The following is a 13263-nucleotide window of genomic DNA, read 5'->3' as shown; positions in this document are numbered from 1 at the left end:
GGGTGAGCGTCGTTGGGTGGATCTCGGTGGTGTCGCTGGCCCTCTGGTGCTGGCTGTTGGTGGGGCAGGGCTTCTTCTGGCGTACGGACCAGCGCCTGCCGGAGCGGGCGCAGGGCGTGCCCGCGCAGGAGCGGTGGCCCTCGGTCGCGATCGTCGTGCCCGCGCGCGACGAGGCGGAAGTGCTGCCGCTGAGCCTGCCGTCGCTGCTGGCACAGGCCTACCCCGGCACGGCCGAGGTCTTCCTCGTCGACGACGGCAGCAGTGACGGCACCGGCGATCTGGCGCGCTCGCTCGCGGAGCGGGACGGCGGACTGCCCCTGACGGTCCTTACGCCCGGTGAGCCGGAGGCGGGGTGGACGGGCAAGCTGTGGGCCGTACGCCACGGCATCACGCGGGCGCGTGCCAAGGAGCCCGAGTACCTGCTGCTGACGGACGCGGACATCGCCCACGAGCCGGACAGCCTGCGCCGACTGGTGGAGTCGGCGCGCGGCGGCGGCTACGACATGGTGTCCCAGATGGCGCGGCTGAGGGTCGAGAGCTTCTGGGAGAAGCTCGTGGTGCCGGCGTTCGTGTACTTCTTCTCCCAGCTGTACCCGTTCCGCTGGATCAACAGGGCCGGGTCGCGCACGGCCGCCGCCGCGGGCGGCTGCGTGCTGCTGCGGACCGAGGCGGCGGAGCGTGCCCGGGTGCCGGAGTCGATCCGGCAGGCCGTGATCGACGACGTGTCGCTGGCGCGTGCCGTGCAGGGCAGCGGCGGCCGGATCTGGCTGGGCCTCGCCGACCGGGTCGACAGTGTCCGGCCCTACCCGCGCCTCGCCGACCTGTGGAAGATGGTCTCCCGCAGCGCGTACGCGCAGTTGCGGCACAACCCCCTCGTGCTGTTCGGCACGGTGGTGGGGCTGGCGCTGATCTACCTGGTGCCGCCGGTCATGACCGTCACCGGGCTCGCGGGCGCGGACGCCTGGGCGGGCTGGGCAGGTGCCGCCGCCTGGGCCCTGATGACCGGCACGTACCTGCCGATGCTGCGCTACTACCGCGAGCCGTGGTGGACGGCGCCGCTCCTGCCCTTCACCGCGCTGCTGTACCTGCTGATGACCGTCGACTCGGCCGTGCAGCACTACCGGGGGCGGGGCGCCGCCTGGAAGGGCCGCACCTACTCCCGGCCCGAGGCCGAGGCGACGCCCGAGGCCTGAGCCGCCCGGCCCGCGCGCCCGGTCACCCGCGTCCGGCCGCGGGTGACCGGCACCCGGCCCCGCCCGCGCGCTACTTGCGGCCCGGCGTCCAGTTCATGCCCCAGTTGTACGCCCGGTCGACCGCTCGCTGCGGGCTCACTCCCCGGTCGGGTACGAGGAACTGCGCCTCGCGCTGAACCACCAGGTCGGAACCGGTGTTCGTGAGCAGCGCGAGCGCGCACACCCGCGAGGGCACGGTGGATTCGCCGAGGTCGAAGTCGATGGCGGCACCGTGCTGCGGCTGGAGGGTGACCGTGGCCGCCAGGTCGGCGAAGCTGCTGGCCCCCTCGTAGATGGTGACGAAGATCAGGATGCGGCGGAAGTCGCGCGTACGGTCGAGGTTGACGGTCAGGTTCTCGCCCGCGTCGAGGCCGCCGGTGCGGTCGTCGCCGTCGAGGTGGATGTACGGGGGCCTCTCCAGCGACCCGAAGGCGTTGCCGAGCGCCTGCACGACCCCCTTGCGTCCGTCGGCGAGTTCATAGAGGGCGCACAGGTCGAGGTCGAGGTTGCCCGGCGCGGCGAGCGCGCGGCTCAACTTGGCTCCCCAGCCCTTGGGTTGCTGCTGCTTGCGCACCTGCCAGTGCAGGTTGACCCGCAGTGCTCCCGAGCCGCCGCCCTGTTTGGCGAGCGAGACGGAGGGGGCGTCCTTGGTGAGAGTGACCTTCGACAGGCGAACGGGACGGGCCGGTGGGTCCTGTGAGGCCGGTGTGAACGGCGCCGCCGGTGGGACCTGTGGGGCCGGTGGTGTGGAAGAGAGCGGTGCGGCGGACGGTGCGGGCGGTGCCGGTGGCACCTGAGCGGCCGGGGCCACCGGTGGTGCCGGTGGTTCCCGCGGTGTCACTGACGGCGGCGGGGGTGTCGCCGGCGCGGGCGCCCCCGAGCCTGCGGGCGAGACCGGCGGAGCGGTCGGGGCGCCCAACGCCCCTGCGTCGCCTCCCGGTTCGTCCACCGAGATGCCGAAGTCCCGTGCCAGACCGGAGAGTCCGGTGCTGTAGCCCTGCCCGACCGCGCGGAACTTCCACTCCCCCTGGCGCCGGTAGAGTTCCCCGATGACGTACGCCGTCTCCACGGTGGCGTCCGCGCTGTCGTAGCGCGCGATCTCCTCGCCCGTGGCGGCGTCGGTGATCCGTACGGACAGCTCCGGCACCTGGCCGAAGGTGCCGCCGTCGGCGGACGCGGCGATCACGATGCGGTCCACGGCGGGCTCGACGCGCGCCAGATCGACGGAGAGGGTGTCCGTGAACGCCGATGCCCCGGGGTGTTTCCCCTCGTGGCGGACGGTGCCCGCGGTGTCGGACGGCTGGTTGTAGAAGACGAAGTCGGCGTCCGACCTGACCCGGCCGGCGACCAGCAGCAGCGCCGAGGCGTCGACGTCCGGCACACCGGGCCGCGAACTCCAGCCCAATTCCACGCGGACGGCAGGCACGGGGACCCGCACATTGGCCCCTTTAAGCATGGACATGATCTCCCCCATCGCGCCGCGTCCGTACCTCTCGGTCCATCTTCCCAACGTAATCGCGGCGGCGCATCAGGACGCGGTGCGACCCGTCGGTAACCCGGTTCTCACTTGCCCTTTACAGGATTCAAACGCGCCACGACGACCGATTTTGGCAAGTTCGCTCGCATTGGCGATCCGAAGTAACCCAGAGCTGCCTAAAGAACCGTCTAAGCAGACTCCCCAATCGACACATGGTGGGCTTAATCTCTGTCCCATGACCTCCCCCCGCTCCTACGGCGGCGGTTACTACACCGCTCCGTCGTTTCCGGACACTCCGATCTACGACTCACTCGTCGCAGAGCGAGGCACGCCGCAGATCGCTCCGATCCGCGTGCCCTCCGCGTACGACTCGGGCCCCAGCTACCTGCCGGCCCTCCCGTCGTCCCTCCCGGCGCTGCCCGCGGCGCCCTCCGCACCCATACAGCAGCAGTACGGCTACCCGCAGATGCAGCAGCAGCCCGTGCCGCTCCAGCAGGCGCCCGCGCCCTACATCCCGCAGCAGGTCCAGCAGCCGCGCGGCGGCTACCCCGGCCCGCAGCCCGGCTACCAGCAGCAGCCGCAGCGCCCGATGCAGCAGCGCCCCGCGCCGGCCGGCGGGTACGACGCGATGCGCCCCGCGGCGCCGATGCGCCCCGCTCCCGCCCCGGCGGCCCAGTCGCCGTACGACGACCCGTACAACAGGCCCTACCAGGGCAGGGGGTACTGACCCGTAACAGACGGGCACGCACCGGACCCAATGGGAGGTCCCGTACGCCACGGCAGGGCGGCTTCGCTACGAAGCCGCCCTGTTTCTTTGTGCGCCTCCTGTGTGAGCCCCACCACCGCGGGAACCCGAGCCTCCGGCAGGTGCGTTGCTTCCGACGGAAGGGGGCGCGGGACAGTGAGAGTGATACTGGGCATCTGGCAGTGGCGGCACAACCCCCTGCGTCGTACAACGGACCTGGTGGAGGCGTGGCTGGCAGTCATGACAGCCCTTCTGCTGGTGTTCGGGGCGCCCGCGGCGGGCTGGCTCAGCGGAGCGGCGCTCAACTCGTCGCTGCAGCGGACGGTCGCCACCCAGCACGACGAGAGGCACGAGTCGAAGGCCGTCATGGTGGGCGACGCGAAACAGCACGGGAACGTCGGCTTCTTCGACCCCAACGCGGCGGCCACCCAGGACTCCGACGCGCGCGTGCTCGCCCGGTGGACCACACCGGGCAACGTGAAGCACGTCGGCACGGTCACGGCGCCACGCGCCCGGCTGCAGCCGGGCGACACCTTCAGCATCTGGACCGACACGCACGGCGCTCAGGTGCAGCCCCCGCTGAACGGGGACGTGGCCCACTTCCACGCCGTCTTCTCCGGGATCGTCGCCGCACTCCTCGCCGCTGCCCTGCTGCTGGGCGCCTGGCGGCTCGCCGTATGGCGTCTCGTACACCGGCGGTACAAGCGCCTGGACCGGCAGTGGGCCGAAGTCGGGCCCCGCTGGGGACGTACGGGCACGGGCAGTTGAGGCCCCCGGGCGGCCTGCCGCCCGGGACGCGGGGCGTGCGGAGCGCGTTCGCGGGGGCGGTCCGCACCCCGGTGCCTCCCCCGGCGTCCGGTCGTGACGTCAACTCACCTCCGCCGCGCGCGCTAACGTGGTGCGCGGCCCGGTCCTGAAGCCGCGGCCGGGAGCACCACAGTCGCACGAGGTGGGGGCAGCACAGCGCCATGGCACAGGGCACGGTCCAGGTGACGCACTCGGGAACATCGCGGTGGCGGCGCCGCACGGGTGAGTACACCTCTCTCGCCGCAGCCCTGGAGGCCGCGGCCGACGGAGACATCCTGACGGTCGCCCCCGGCACCTACCGGGAGAACCTCGTCGTCGGACGCGCGGTGACGCTGCGCGGCCCCGAGGGCTCGCTCGGCTCCGTCAGGATCGCGCCGTACGACGGGGTGCCGCTGACGGTGCGCGCCTCGGCCACCGTGCAGGACATCCATGTGGAGGGCCAGGACTCGGCCGCGCCCGCGCTGCTCGTCGAGGACGGCACGCCGGAACTGCTCGACCTCAGGATCGTGACGCGGTCCGCCAGCGGCATAGAGGTGCGCGGCGGGGCCAGGCCCACGGTGCGGCGCACCACCGTCGACAACCCCGCCGGTGTCGGGATCGCGGTCCTCGACGGAGCGGGCGGCGTCTACGAGGAGTGCGAGATCGTCGCGTCGGGCCAGGCCGGCATCTCGGTCAGCGGCGGCGCGCATCCGCGCCTGGAACGCTGCCGGGTGCACCACGCCTCCAGCGCCGGGATCAGCGTGTCCGGCGACAACACCGGACTTGAGGCGATCGGCTGCGAGGTCTACGAGGTCAAGGGCACCGGCGTGCATGTCTCCTCGCGCGGCGCCGCCCATCTCACCGACTCCTCCATTCACCGTACGACCGCGGACGGCGTCACGCTCGACACGGACGCCGTGCTGACCCTGTCCGACTGCGACATCCACGACGTGCCGGAGAACGCGGTGGACCTGCGCTCGCGGTCGGTCCTCACGCTGACCCGCTCGACGGTGCGCCGCTTCGGCCGCAACGGCCTGTCGGTCTGGGACCCGGGCACCCGTGTCGACGCGAACCAGTGCGAGATACATGACTCCACGGGCGACTACCCGGCGGTCTGGGTGAGCGACGGGGCGACGGCGGTGCTGGACGCGTGCCGCGTGCACGACGTGCCGGACGCACTGTTCGTCCTGGACCGGGGCTCGCGCGTGGACGTGGTCGACAGCGACCTCTCGCAGGTGCGCAACACCGCGGTCTCCGTCAGTGACGGCGCGACGGTGCAACTCGACGACTGCCGGATCAGCCACGCCTCCACAGGTGCCTGGTTCAGGGACCACGGCAGCGGCGGCACCCTCGCCGCGTGCACGATCGACTCCGTGCAGACGGGCGTGATCGTCACGAAGGGCGCCGACCCGACGATCGAGCGCTGCGTCATCACCTCACCGACCGAGGCCGGGTTCTACGTCTCGGCGGAGGGCCGCGGCACGTTCCGGAGCTGCCGGGTGACCGGCAGCGGCGGCTACGGCTTCCACATCATGGACGGGTGCCGCACGACCCTGAGCCGCTGCCGCACGGAGCGGTGCGCGCGCGGCGGGTACGAGTTCACGGACGAAGGGCCGCTCGTGGAGGACTGCACCAGCGACGAGAGCGGGGTGGTGTCGGCCGGACCCGAGCCGCGGGGCGTGCTCGCGGCGACCCAGTCCACCGCCCCGCCCGGCACGGTGCCCGCGCAGGTCCCGGCGACCGCCCCGGCCCCCGCCGCACAGGACACGGCGGCTGAGCCCGCCCGGGCGTCGGACGACGTACTGGCCGAACTGGACACCCTGGTGGGCCTGGAGAGCGTCAAGCGCGAGGTACGGGCGCTGACCGACATGATCGAGGTCGGCAGACGGCGCAAGGAGGCCGGCCTGAAGGCGGCGTCCGTCCGCCGCCACCTGGTCTTCACCGGTTCCCCCGGCACCGGCAAGACGACCGTGGCCCGGCTGTACGGCGAGATCCTGGCGTCCCTCGGTGTGCTGGAGCGCGGCCACCTCGTGGAGGTGTCCCGGGTGGATCTGGTCGGCGAGCACATCGGCTCGACCGCCATCCGTACCCAGGAGGCGTTCGAGAGGGCGCGGGGCGGAGTGCTGTTCATCGACGAGGCCTACGCGCTCTCACCGGAGGACTCGGGCCGTGACTTCGGCAAGGAGGCCATCGACACGCTGGTGAAGCTGATGGAGGACCACCGGGAAGCGGTCGTGGTGATCGTCGCCGGGTACACGGCGGAGATGGAGCGCTTCCTCTCCGTCAACCCCGGTGTGGCGTCCCGTTTCTCACGCACCATCACCTTCGGCGACTACGCGCCCGAGCAACTGCTGCGGATCGTGGAGCAGCAGGCCGACGAGCACGAGTACCGGCTCGGCGACGGCGCGTCGGAGGCGCTGCTGAAGTACTTCACGGTGCTGCCGAAGGGTCCCGCGTTCGGCAACGGCCGCACCGCGCGCCAGACGTTCGAGTCGATGGTGGAACGGCACGCGGGCCGGGTCGCCCAGCTGACCGAGGTCAGCACGGACGACCTGACCCTGCTCTACGCGGACGACCTGCCCGTCCTGCCCTGAGGGCCGCCGCGCTCGGCGGGCGGCACTTCCGTACCGTGGCCGGCGTCCGTGCCGCGGCCGGCGTCGCCGTCCGGGGGCCCGGGGCGCCGCTGCTGCCCGGGGAGGACCGGCAGCAACGCCTGCAGCAGGGCGGCGCGTTCCTCGGCGAAGGCGGGGTCCGCCTGGTAGTCGCCGTGGCCGTTGATGGCCTCGGGCAGCGGCCGCTGGGTGCTCCGCCCGTACGCGAGCGGGTCCCGCAGGGGCCCTCGGTCCACGCCGGGGAGCGCCCCGCCCTCACGCGCCCCGACGGGCCCGCCGATCGCGTCGGTGTCGCGCCACAGGTTGCGCCAGCAGCGCGTCTCGCGGTGGAGTTCGGACAGTTGGGGCTCGCCGAAGTAGGCGGGGAACCAGCGCCCGTACAGCCGTTTCAGCGGTGCGCCGTAGGTGAGGAGCGCGGTCCTCCTGCGGGTGGCGGGGTCGAGTTGCCAGAGGGTGGCGGCGGCCAGAACGGTGCCCTGGGAGTGCGCGGACAGCACCAGCCTGCCGCCGGTGGCCCGGGTCCAGGTGCGGATACGCCAGGTCAGGTCGGGCACCGCGCGCTCCGCGTAGCAGGGCGGCGCGAACGGGTGGGCGGCGCGCGGCCAGAACGTGCCGACGTCCCACAGGATCCCGATGGTCTGCCGGATGGCCGGCCGGCTGTAGGCGAGCCTGCCGAGGGTGACGAAGGCGAGGAAGCCGAATCCCACGAACCAGGACCCGAGCCCCTGCGCGGTGTCGGCGACGGCCTGCACGAACGGCCCGGCGTCCTCGGCGGCTCGGCCCGGCACCTCGCCCGAGATCCACGACAGCACCACCGCGGCGGCGCCGAGCAGCAGGGCCGCGCCCGCGAGGACGCCCACGAGCCGGGGCGCGGTGTCGGTGACGCGGGCCAGGGCGCGGCGGTCCGCGATCTGCCGGGTACGCAGCGCGTCGGCACGCTCCCCCGAGCCCCTGCCCACACCGTAGTCGGCCTCGACGCGCGGCCGTTCGGCGCGCGCCGCGCGGGCGGTCCGTACGGCGAGCGCGGCGACGGGTACGAGCAGGAGCACCACCAGGACGGGGATGACGGACGCCTGCCAGCTCAGCAGGCCGGGCGGCGCGGGCGCGGCGGCGGTGCCCATGCCGGGCGTCGCGCCGCCGTCCAGCCAGTCGGCGACCCGCTGGGCCACCCCGCCGGTCATGACGCCCGCGACGCCGCAGGCGAGCATCCCGACGGCGGGCCCGCCGAGGCCCCCGAGCGCGGTGCCGGACCTGCGGGTGGTGCGGTGCAGCACGAGGGCGCAGCAGGCGAGCGCCACCACCAGCAGGGCCTGGGCGAGCGCGAGGACGCGGAAGGCGCCGTCGCCGCTGAGGGAGCCGGAGGAGCGCCAACCGGCGCGGGCCCACCCGGCGTACAGCACGGTCACGGCGAGCAGGGCCAGACTCGTCCAGGGCAGGGCCGTGCTCAGGGCGCCGTTGAGCCGCATGTCGCGGACGGATTCGCTGCGCCCGCTGCGGCACACCACCCACACGGCGGCCAGCGCGCAGACCCCGACGGCCGCCAGGAGCAGCCGTCCGATCAGCGCGGGCGTGCCGCCGGACGCGGCGTCGTGATGGCCGACCGCCTGGGCGAGGGCACCGGCGACGGTGAGGAACCCGGCGGCGGTGTGCGCGCCGCGCAGCCTGGCGACGATCCTGCGGCCGTACCAGAAGCCGGGGCGGGCGAGGGCGGGCCGCGGCGAGGCGGGGTCGGTGTCCGGGACGCCCTCCTGATCGTCGCCGGGCGGCCGCTGGGTCTCGTACATCGCCCACGTGCGGTGGGAGAGGAACCACAGGAGAGCGACGAGCCCCGTGGGCACCGTGGCGGCGAGCGCGAGCCGGCGCCCCGGCAGGGACCACCAGCCGTGGTGGACGGGCGAGAGGAAGGCCAGCCAGGACCGGTGGGCCGAGCAGACGGCGGAGCCCGCGCACTGCCAGGCCGTCAGATCGAGGGCGACCTCGCACGCGGCGGCGGTGAACAGCACGGTCAGCGTGAGGGCGAGAAGGCGTACGAGTGCCCCGTACAGCCGTCGCAGGCGCGGGAGTCCGTGGGTGTCGGGGCGCATCCAGTGCGCGAGGTTGACCACCATGAACGGCAGCAGGAGCAGCCACAGGGCGCGGGTGCCGCCGCCGGAGGTCAGGCCGGACCAGCAGTACGCCTCCTGGGCGGGCCCGGTGCGGGCGGCGGCGGGATCGGTGCGCCGCTCGGCGTCGGTGTCGTCGACCCGGCGGTGAAGGGCGGCCGTGTCGTCCCCGCTGACCCGTACCGTGCGGGCGCTGTCGAGCATCTCCTGCGGGGTGTGTCCGCCGACGCCGTGGACGAGGAGTTCGAGCGTGGCGTCCGGCTGCGGGGCGAGGGGCGCCGCGGGCAGCGGCGGCGGAACGGGTTCCGTGGACGGTGGAGGTGGGGTCACGGGGGGGCTACTCGCTCTCGGGGACGGGAACGCTGACGGGGACGGGTCCGGCGACTCGGGGGCCGACGACGGAGGGCGGAGGGAAGGGCGGGAGGAAGGGCGAACGGGACGGCACGCGGGTATCGCGCGCCGGTGCGCGTGGGCACGGGGCAGGGGCGGAGCCAAGCATCGCGGAACCCCGCGCCGCTTCGGCCCCGTATCCACGGAAAATCCCCCGCCCGTGCCGAATCGTTTCCCGCTGCCCGCCGTTCCACACCGCTCGGCACGTGCGAGGATGTGGGAACCCGTGGCGCCCCGGGGCGGTGGGGTGGCGTGACGTCCGCACGACGGCACGCGAACGGCACGGGGACCGCACGGCGGCATGCAGGAAACAAGCAGGACCCAGCAGGGCCAAGCGACACCAGGGAACCGAAGGGGAAGGACGAGGTCGGGCGGTGGGCGACAGCCGGAACCTCCTCGCCGAGCAGCGGCGCGCGCTGATTCTGGACGAGGTACGCAGGCGTGGCGGTGTCCGCGTCAACGAGCTCACGCGTACGCTCCGCGTCTCTGACATGACGGTCCGACGGGACCTCGACATCCTGGCCCGGCAAGGCGTCGTCGCGAAGGTGCACGGCGGCGCCGTGCCGGTCGTCGACGCGAGTACGCACGAGCCGGGGTTCGAGGCCAAGTCGGCGCTGGAGCTGACCGCGAAGGAGGACATCGCGCGGACGGCGGCCGAGTTCGTGGTGCCCGGCAGCGCGATCGCGCTGTCCGGCGGCACGACGACGTACGCGCTCGCGCAGCACCTCGTCGACGTGCCGGACCTGACGGTCGTGACCAACTCGGTGCGCGTCGCGGACGTCTTCCACGCGGCGCAGCCGGCGATGCCGCTCGGCGGCCACCGGGCGGGCGCCGCGACGGTGGTACTGACCGGCGGGGTGCGCACCCCGTCGGACTCACTGGTGGGGCCGGTCGCCGACCAGGCGATCCGCTCGCTCCACTTCGACGTGCTGTTCCTCGGTGTGCACGGCATCTCGGTGGAGGCCGGACTCTCGACGCCGAACCTCGCCGAGGCGGAGACCAACCGGCACTTCGTGCAGGCGGCGCGGCGCGTGGTGGTGATCGCGGATCACACCAAGTGGGGTACGGTCGGGCTCAGTTCGTTCGCGACGCTGGAGCAGGTCGACACGCTGGTCACGGACGCGGGCCTGTCGGGCGCGGCACGGGACGAGATCGGTGAGCGGCTGTCCGAGCTGGTGGTGGCGGGGGCCGCCGGTGAGGCACCGGAGTCCGGATGACGGCCTTCCGGGTGGAGCGCACCTCGCATCTCGGCGTCGAGGAGACCTGGCGGCGGATGACCAACTGGTCCTCGCACGCCGCCCGGGTGCCGCTGACGCGCATGTCGGTGCGGACCCCCGGGCCGACCCGCGAGGGCACGGTGATCGTGGCGCGCACGGGCCTGGGGCCCGCCGGGTTCGACGATCCGATGGAGGTCGTGGTGTGGCGGCCCCCGTCCGACGGGCGGATGGGCCGCTGCCGGCTGGAGAAGCGCGGCCGGGTCGTCCTGGGCTGGGCGGAGATCGGGGTGCGCGCGGAAGCCGGGCGGACCCGGGTGGCGTGGCTGGAGGACGTCCGGATCGCCGCCGCGCCGAGGCTGTTCGACGGGGTGACGGCGGACGCGGGACGGCTCCTGTTCGGCCGGGAGGTCGACCACCTCCTGCGCTGAGGGACGACCTGACGTCAGGGGTCAGCGCGGGCCCCGGGCAGGCGACCCGGTCGCGGGCACGGCCGGAGCGGCGGCGCCCCCTTGTGCGCACGGCCGAGCCGGCCGCGGCCTCCCTCGTGCGGGTACGGCCGAACTGACGTCTCCTCCCTCCGTTGTGCGACCTTCGCATGATCCCTTCGTTGCACCTTCCGCGTGGCCACGGAAGTACCTGCGGAAGGCGGAGTCCCGATGCCGACACCTCGCACCGACACGGCGCACACGGGCCCCGTTCCCGGCAGCGACGAGGCCGAGGCCGCCCTCGTGGAGCACTATCCGCGCCTGGTCCGCCTGGCCTATCTGACCCTTCCGCCCGCGCTCGGCAGACACCGCAGGGTGCTGGCCGCGCACCGCGCCGTCCAGCGCGCCCTGCCGCGCGCGCACTCCTCGGCCCCCGGCGTCACGGTCGGGCGGGAGCGGGCCTACGCATGGGTGCGGGCGGACGTCCTGCGGGCTTCGCTGGCCCGGGAACGGCGCTCACTGCGCGACGGCGCACTGCGCGCGGTGGGCGGCGGGCTGCCGTTCGTGGCGGGCCTGCGCCTGTTCCCCCGGGCGGGCGGCAGGGACGAACTGCGACTGGACCAGGCTCTGTCGACGCTCGACGCGGCGGCCAGGGCGGCGCTGGCGCTGCGGGTGCTGGAGGAACTGCCGCCGTCCGCGGTGCTCTCGCTGCTCACCGAGGCGGGCGCCGCGGCCCCCGACGAGGCGGTGCGTGCGGCGGACCGGCTGGCGGCCGAGCAGGAGGGCAGGGCGGAGGAACTGCTCGGGACCGGGGAGTTCGACCCGTGCACGGTCCAGACCCGGCCGACGGACCTGCTGCGCCGCAGGCAGCGCAGGCGCCTCGCCTCGACCGCACTGGCCTTCGCCGCCCTGGGCGTCGTGGTGGCGGCGGCCCTCTCGGACAGCGCGGGACCCGATCCGGCCGTGGTCGCGGCGGGCCCCGCCGGCAACGCCGCCAGCGGCGCGCTCGACCCGCGTCAGGTGCTCCGGGCACCGGCCGGTGCCTGGTCGCACTCGTCGAGGGTCGACTTCACCGTGTGGCCCGCGCGCGGCGCCAGGGTCCGCGACACGGCGCTGATCGGCCGCGCGCTCGCCGCGTGGGGCACCGCCCCTGGCGGGGGCCAGGGGCGGCTCGCGGTCTCGGCGACGCCCGGCACGGACGCGGCCCCGCCGCAGCGGCCCCCGCAACTGCTCTACGCGGCGAACGCCGGGCAGGCGGCGGTGGTGTTGCTGTTCGACGGGAGCCGGGTGGCACGCTACGCGGAATCCGTCGCCGCACCCGGCGGCGCGGCGGCGCTCGACGTGTCGCGGGCCGATGACGGCGACGTGACGACGGCGGCGGCGCTCGTGGTGAGCCGCACGGCGGACTCGGTGCGCTACCTGCTCGCGCCGTGGGTCACGGAGACCACCAGCAGGGACCTGCTGCGCCCCGACACCCCGGCGCGGACGGTGAACGTCGCCCCGGACGGCGTCACCGGCCCGGTGGCCGCACCTGCGGCGGGCGCCTCCTGCGGGTCGTGGCCCGCGCTCCAGCTGAGGTCGTCGCCGAAGATCGTGGAGAAACACGCGTTCCTCGTCACCGACCTCGGCGACCTCTCGCCCGTCCATCTCACGTACACGCCGCCGCCCGGTCGGGGCGCGCCCGCGCGCCCGCCGCGCGAGGCGACGTCGGGGCCCGCGCTGGTGAGCTGGGCACGTACCGCGTGCAGCCTGCCCGACCTGCGCGGCGCGGGCGCCAGGAGCGTCAACAACTGGGCCTTCGCCCAGCAGAACCTGCCCGAGCACGGCGGCCGGGCCACCTGGGTGTGCTCGCGCGCCGACACCTGGAGCGGCCCCGGCCGGGTGCTGGTGCAGTTCCAGCAGCCGGCCCCCTCGCCGGCCTCCCCCGGCACGTTCGTCGCGAAGGCGGAGAACACCGCACTGTGCAGCCGGTTCGGTCAGCATGTGATGGCGGGAACGCGGTGGCGCTCGCCCGCCGGACACTGGTACCTGCTCGCGGCCGGCAGCCGGGCCGTCACGTCGATCACCGCGACGGGCGGGGTGCGGGCGGGCGCGAAGGCGGCGACCCTGGCGGTGCGCGCGCCCAGGACCGGGACGGTGGACCTCTCGGCGCGACTGGCGAGCGGCGGGAGGCTTCAAGGGGTCGCTTCGGTGGAATCCGTCCCTTAGAAGCGCGCTGCCCGTCCACCGGGCGCGCGGCCACCTGTCCGACCGGTGGGATGTGAGGGGCCGTGGTCC

Annotated in this window: 9 protein-coding genes; 7 read left to right on the top strand and 2 right to left on the bottom strand. The window is 74.2% G+C overall.

What is annotated here, in order from left to right; translation table 11 throughout:
- Positions 1-2 precede the first annotated feature (2 nt).
- Positions 3-1193, top strand: a complete 1191-nt coding sequence (locus OG310_RS31480) for a glycosyltransferase (RefSeq protein ID WP_329459229.1) — start codon at positions 3-5, stop codon at positions 1191-1193.
- Positions 1194-1263: 70 nt separating this feature from the next.
- Here OG310_RS31480 and OG310_RS31475 read toward each other — a convergent pair whose 3' ends face one another.
- Positions 1264-2694: a TerD family protein gene (locus OG310_RS31475; RefSeq protein WP_329459228.1), complete on the bottom strand. Its 1431-nt coding sequence runs from the start codon at positions 2692-2694 to the stop codon at positions 1264-1266.
- 250 nt (positions 2695-2944) lie between these two features.
- Here OG310_RS31475 and OG310_RS31470 point away from each other — a divergent pair, with 250 nt between their 5' ends.
- The 3 genes from OG310_RS31470 (at position 2945) to OG310_RS31460 (ending at position 6834) form a co-directional block, all read left to right on the top strand.
- A complete protein-coding gene (locus tag OG310_RS31470) occupies positions 2945-3436 on the top strand; it encodes a DUF6643 family protein (RefSeq protein WP_329459227.1) in 492 nt (163 codons plus the stop codon).
- A 174-nt stretch (positions 3437-3610) separates the two neighbouring features.
- Positions 3611-4222, top strand: coding sequence for an Rv1733c family protein (locus tag OG310_RS31465; protein WP_329459226.1), 612 nt, complete (start codon positions 3611-3613; stop codon positions 4220-4222).
- Between the two features lie 200 nt (positions 4223-4422).
- Positions 4423-6834 carry a right-handed parallel beta-helix repeat-containing protein gene (locus OG310_RS31460; RefSeq protein WP_329459225.1) on the top strand — a complete coding sequence of 804 codons (2412 nt, stop codon included), beginning with the start codon at positions 4423-4425 and terminating at the stop codon, positions 6832-6834.
- On the opposite strand, the gene OG310_RS31455 is transcribed toward OG310_RS31460, so the two are convergent.
- Positions 6804-9158: a hypothetical protein gene (locus OG310_RS31455; protein ID WP_329460479.1), complete on the bottom strand. Its 2355-nt coding sequence runs from the start codon at positions 9156-9158 to the stop codon at positions 6804-6806. The two genes, OG310_RS31460 and OG310_RS31455, sit on opposite strands and share 31 nt — an antisense overlap.
- Before the next feature lie 560 nt (positions 9159-9718).
- Here OG310_RS31455 and OG310_RS31450 point away from each other — a divergent pair.
- The 3 genes from OG310_RS31450 (at position 9719) to OG310_RS31440 (ending at position 13194) form a co-directional block, all read left to right on the top strand.
- Complete coding sequence (locus OG310_RS31450; RefSeq protein WP_329459224.1) at positions 9719-10561, top strand: DeoR/GlpR family DNA-binding transcription regulator; 843 nt, start codon at positions 9719-9721, stop codon at positions 10559-10561.
- Positions 10558-10989, top strand: a complete 432-nt coding sequence (locus OG310_RS31445) for an SRPBCC family protein (RefSeq protein ID WP_329459223.1) — start codon at positions 10558-10560, stop codon at positions 10987-10989. Before OG310_RS31450 ends, OG310_RS31445 begins: the two co-directional genes overlap by 4 nt.
- 228 nt (positions 10990-11217) lie before the next feature.
- Positions 11218-13194, top strand: a complete 1977-nt coding sequence (locus OG310_RS31440) for a hypothetical protein (protein ID WP_329459222.1) — start codon at positions 11218-11220, stop codon at positions 13192-13194.
- Positions 13195-13263 lie beyond the last annotated feature (69 nt).

The sequence above is a fragment of the Streptomyces sp. NBC_01497 genome, from assembly GCF_036250695.1.
Lineage (GTDB): Bacteria > Actinomycetota > Actinomycetes > Streptomycetales > Streptomycetaceae > Streptomyces.
Note: the sequence above shows the minus strand (reverse complement) of the source record. Positions and strands in the feature narration are given on the sequence as shown.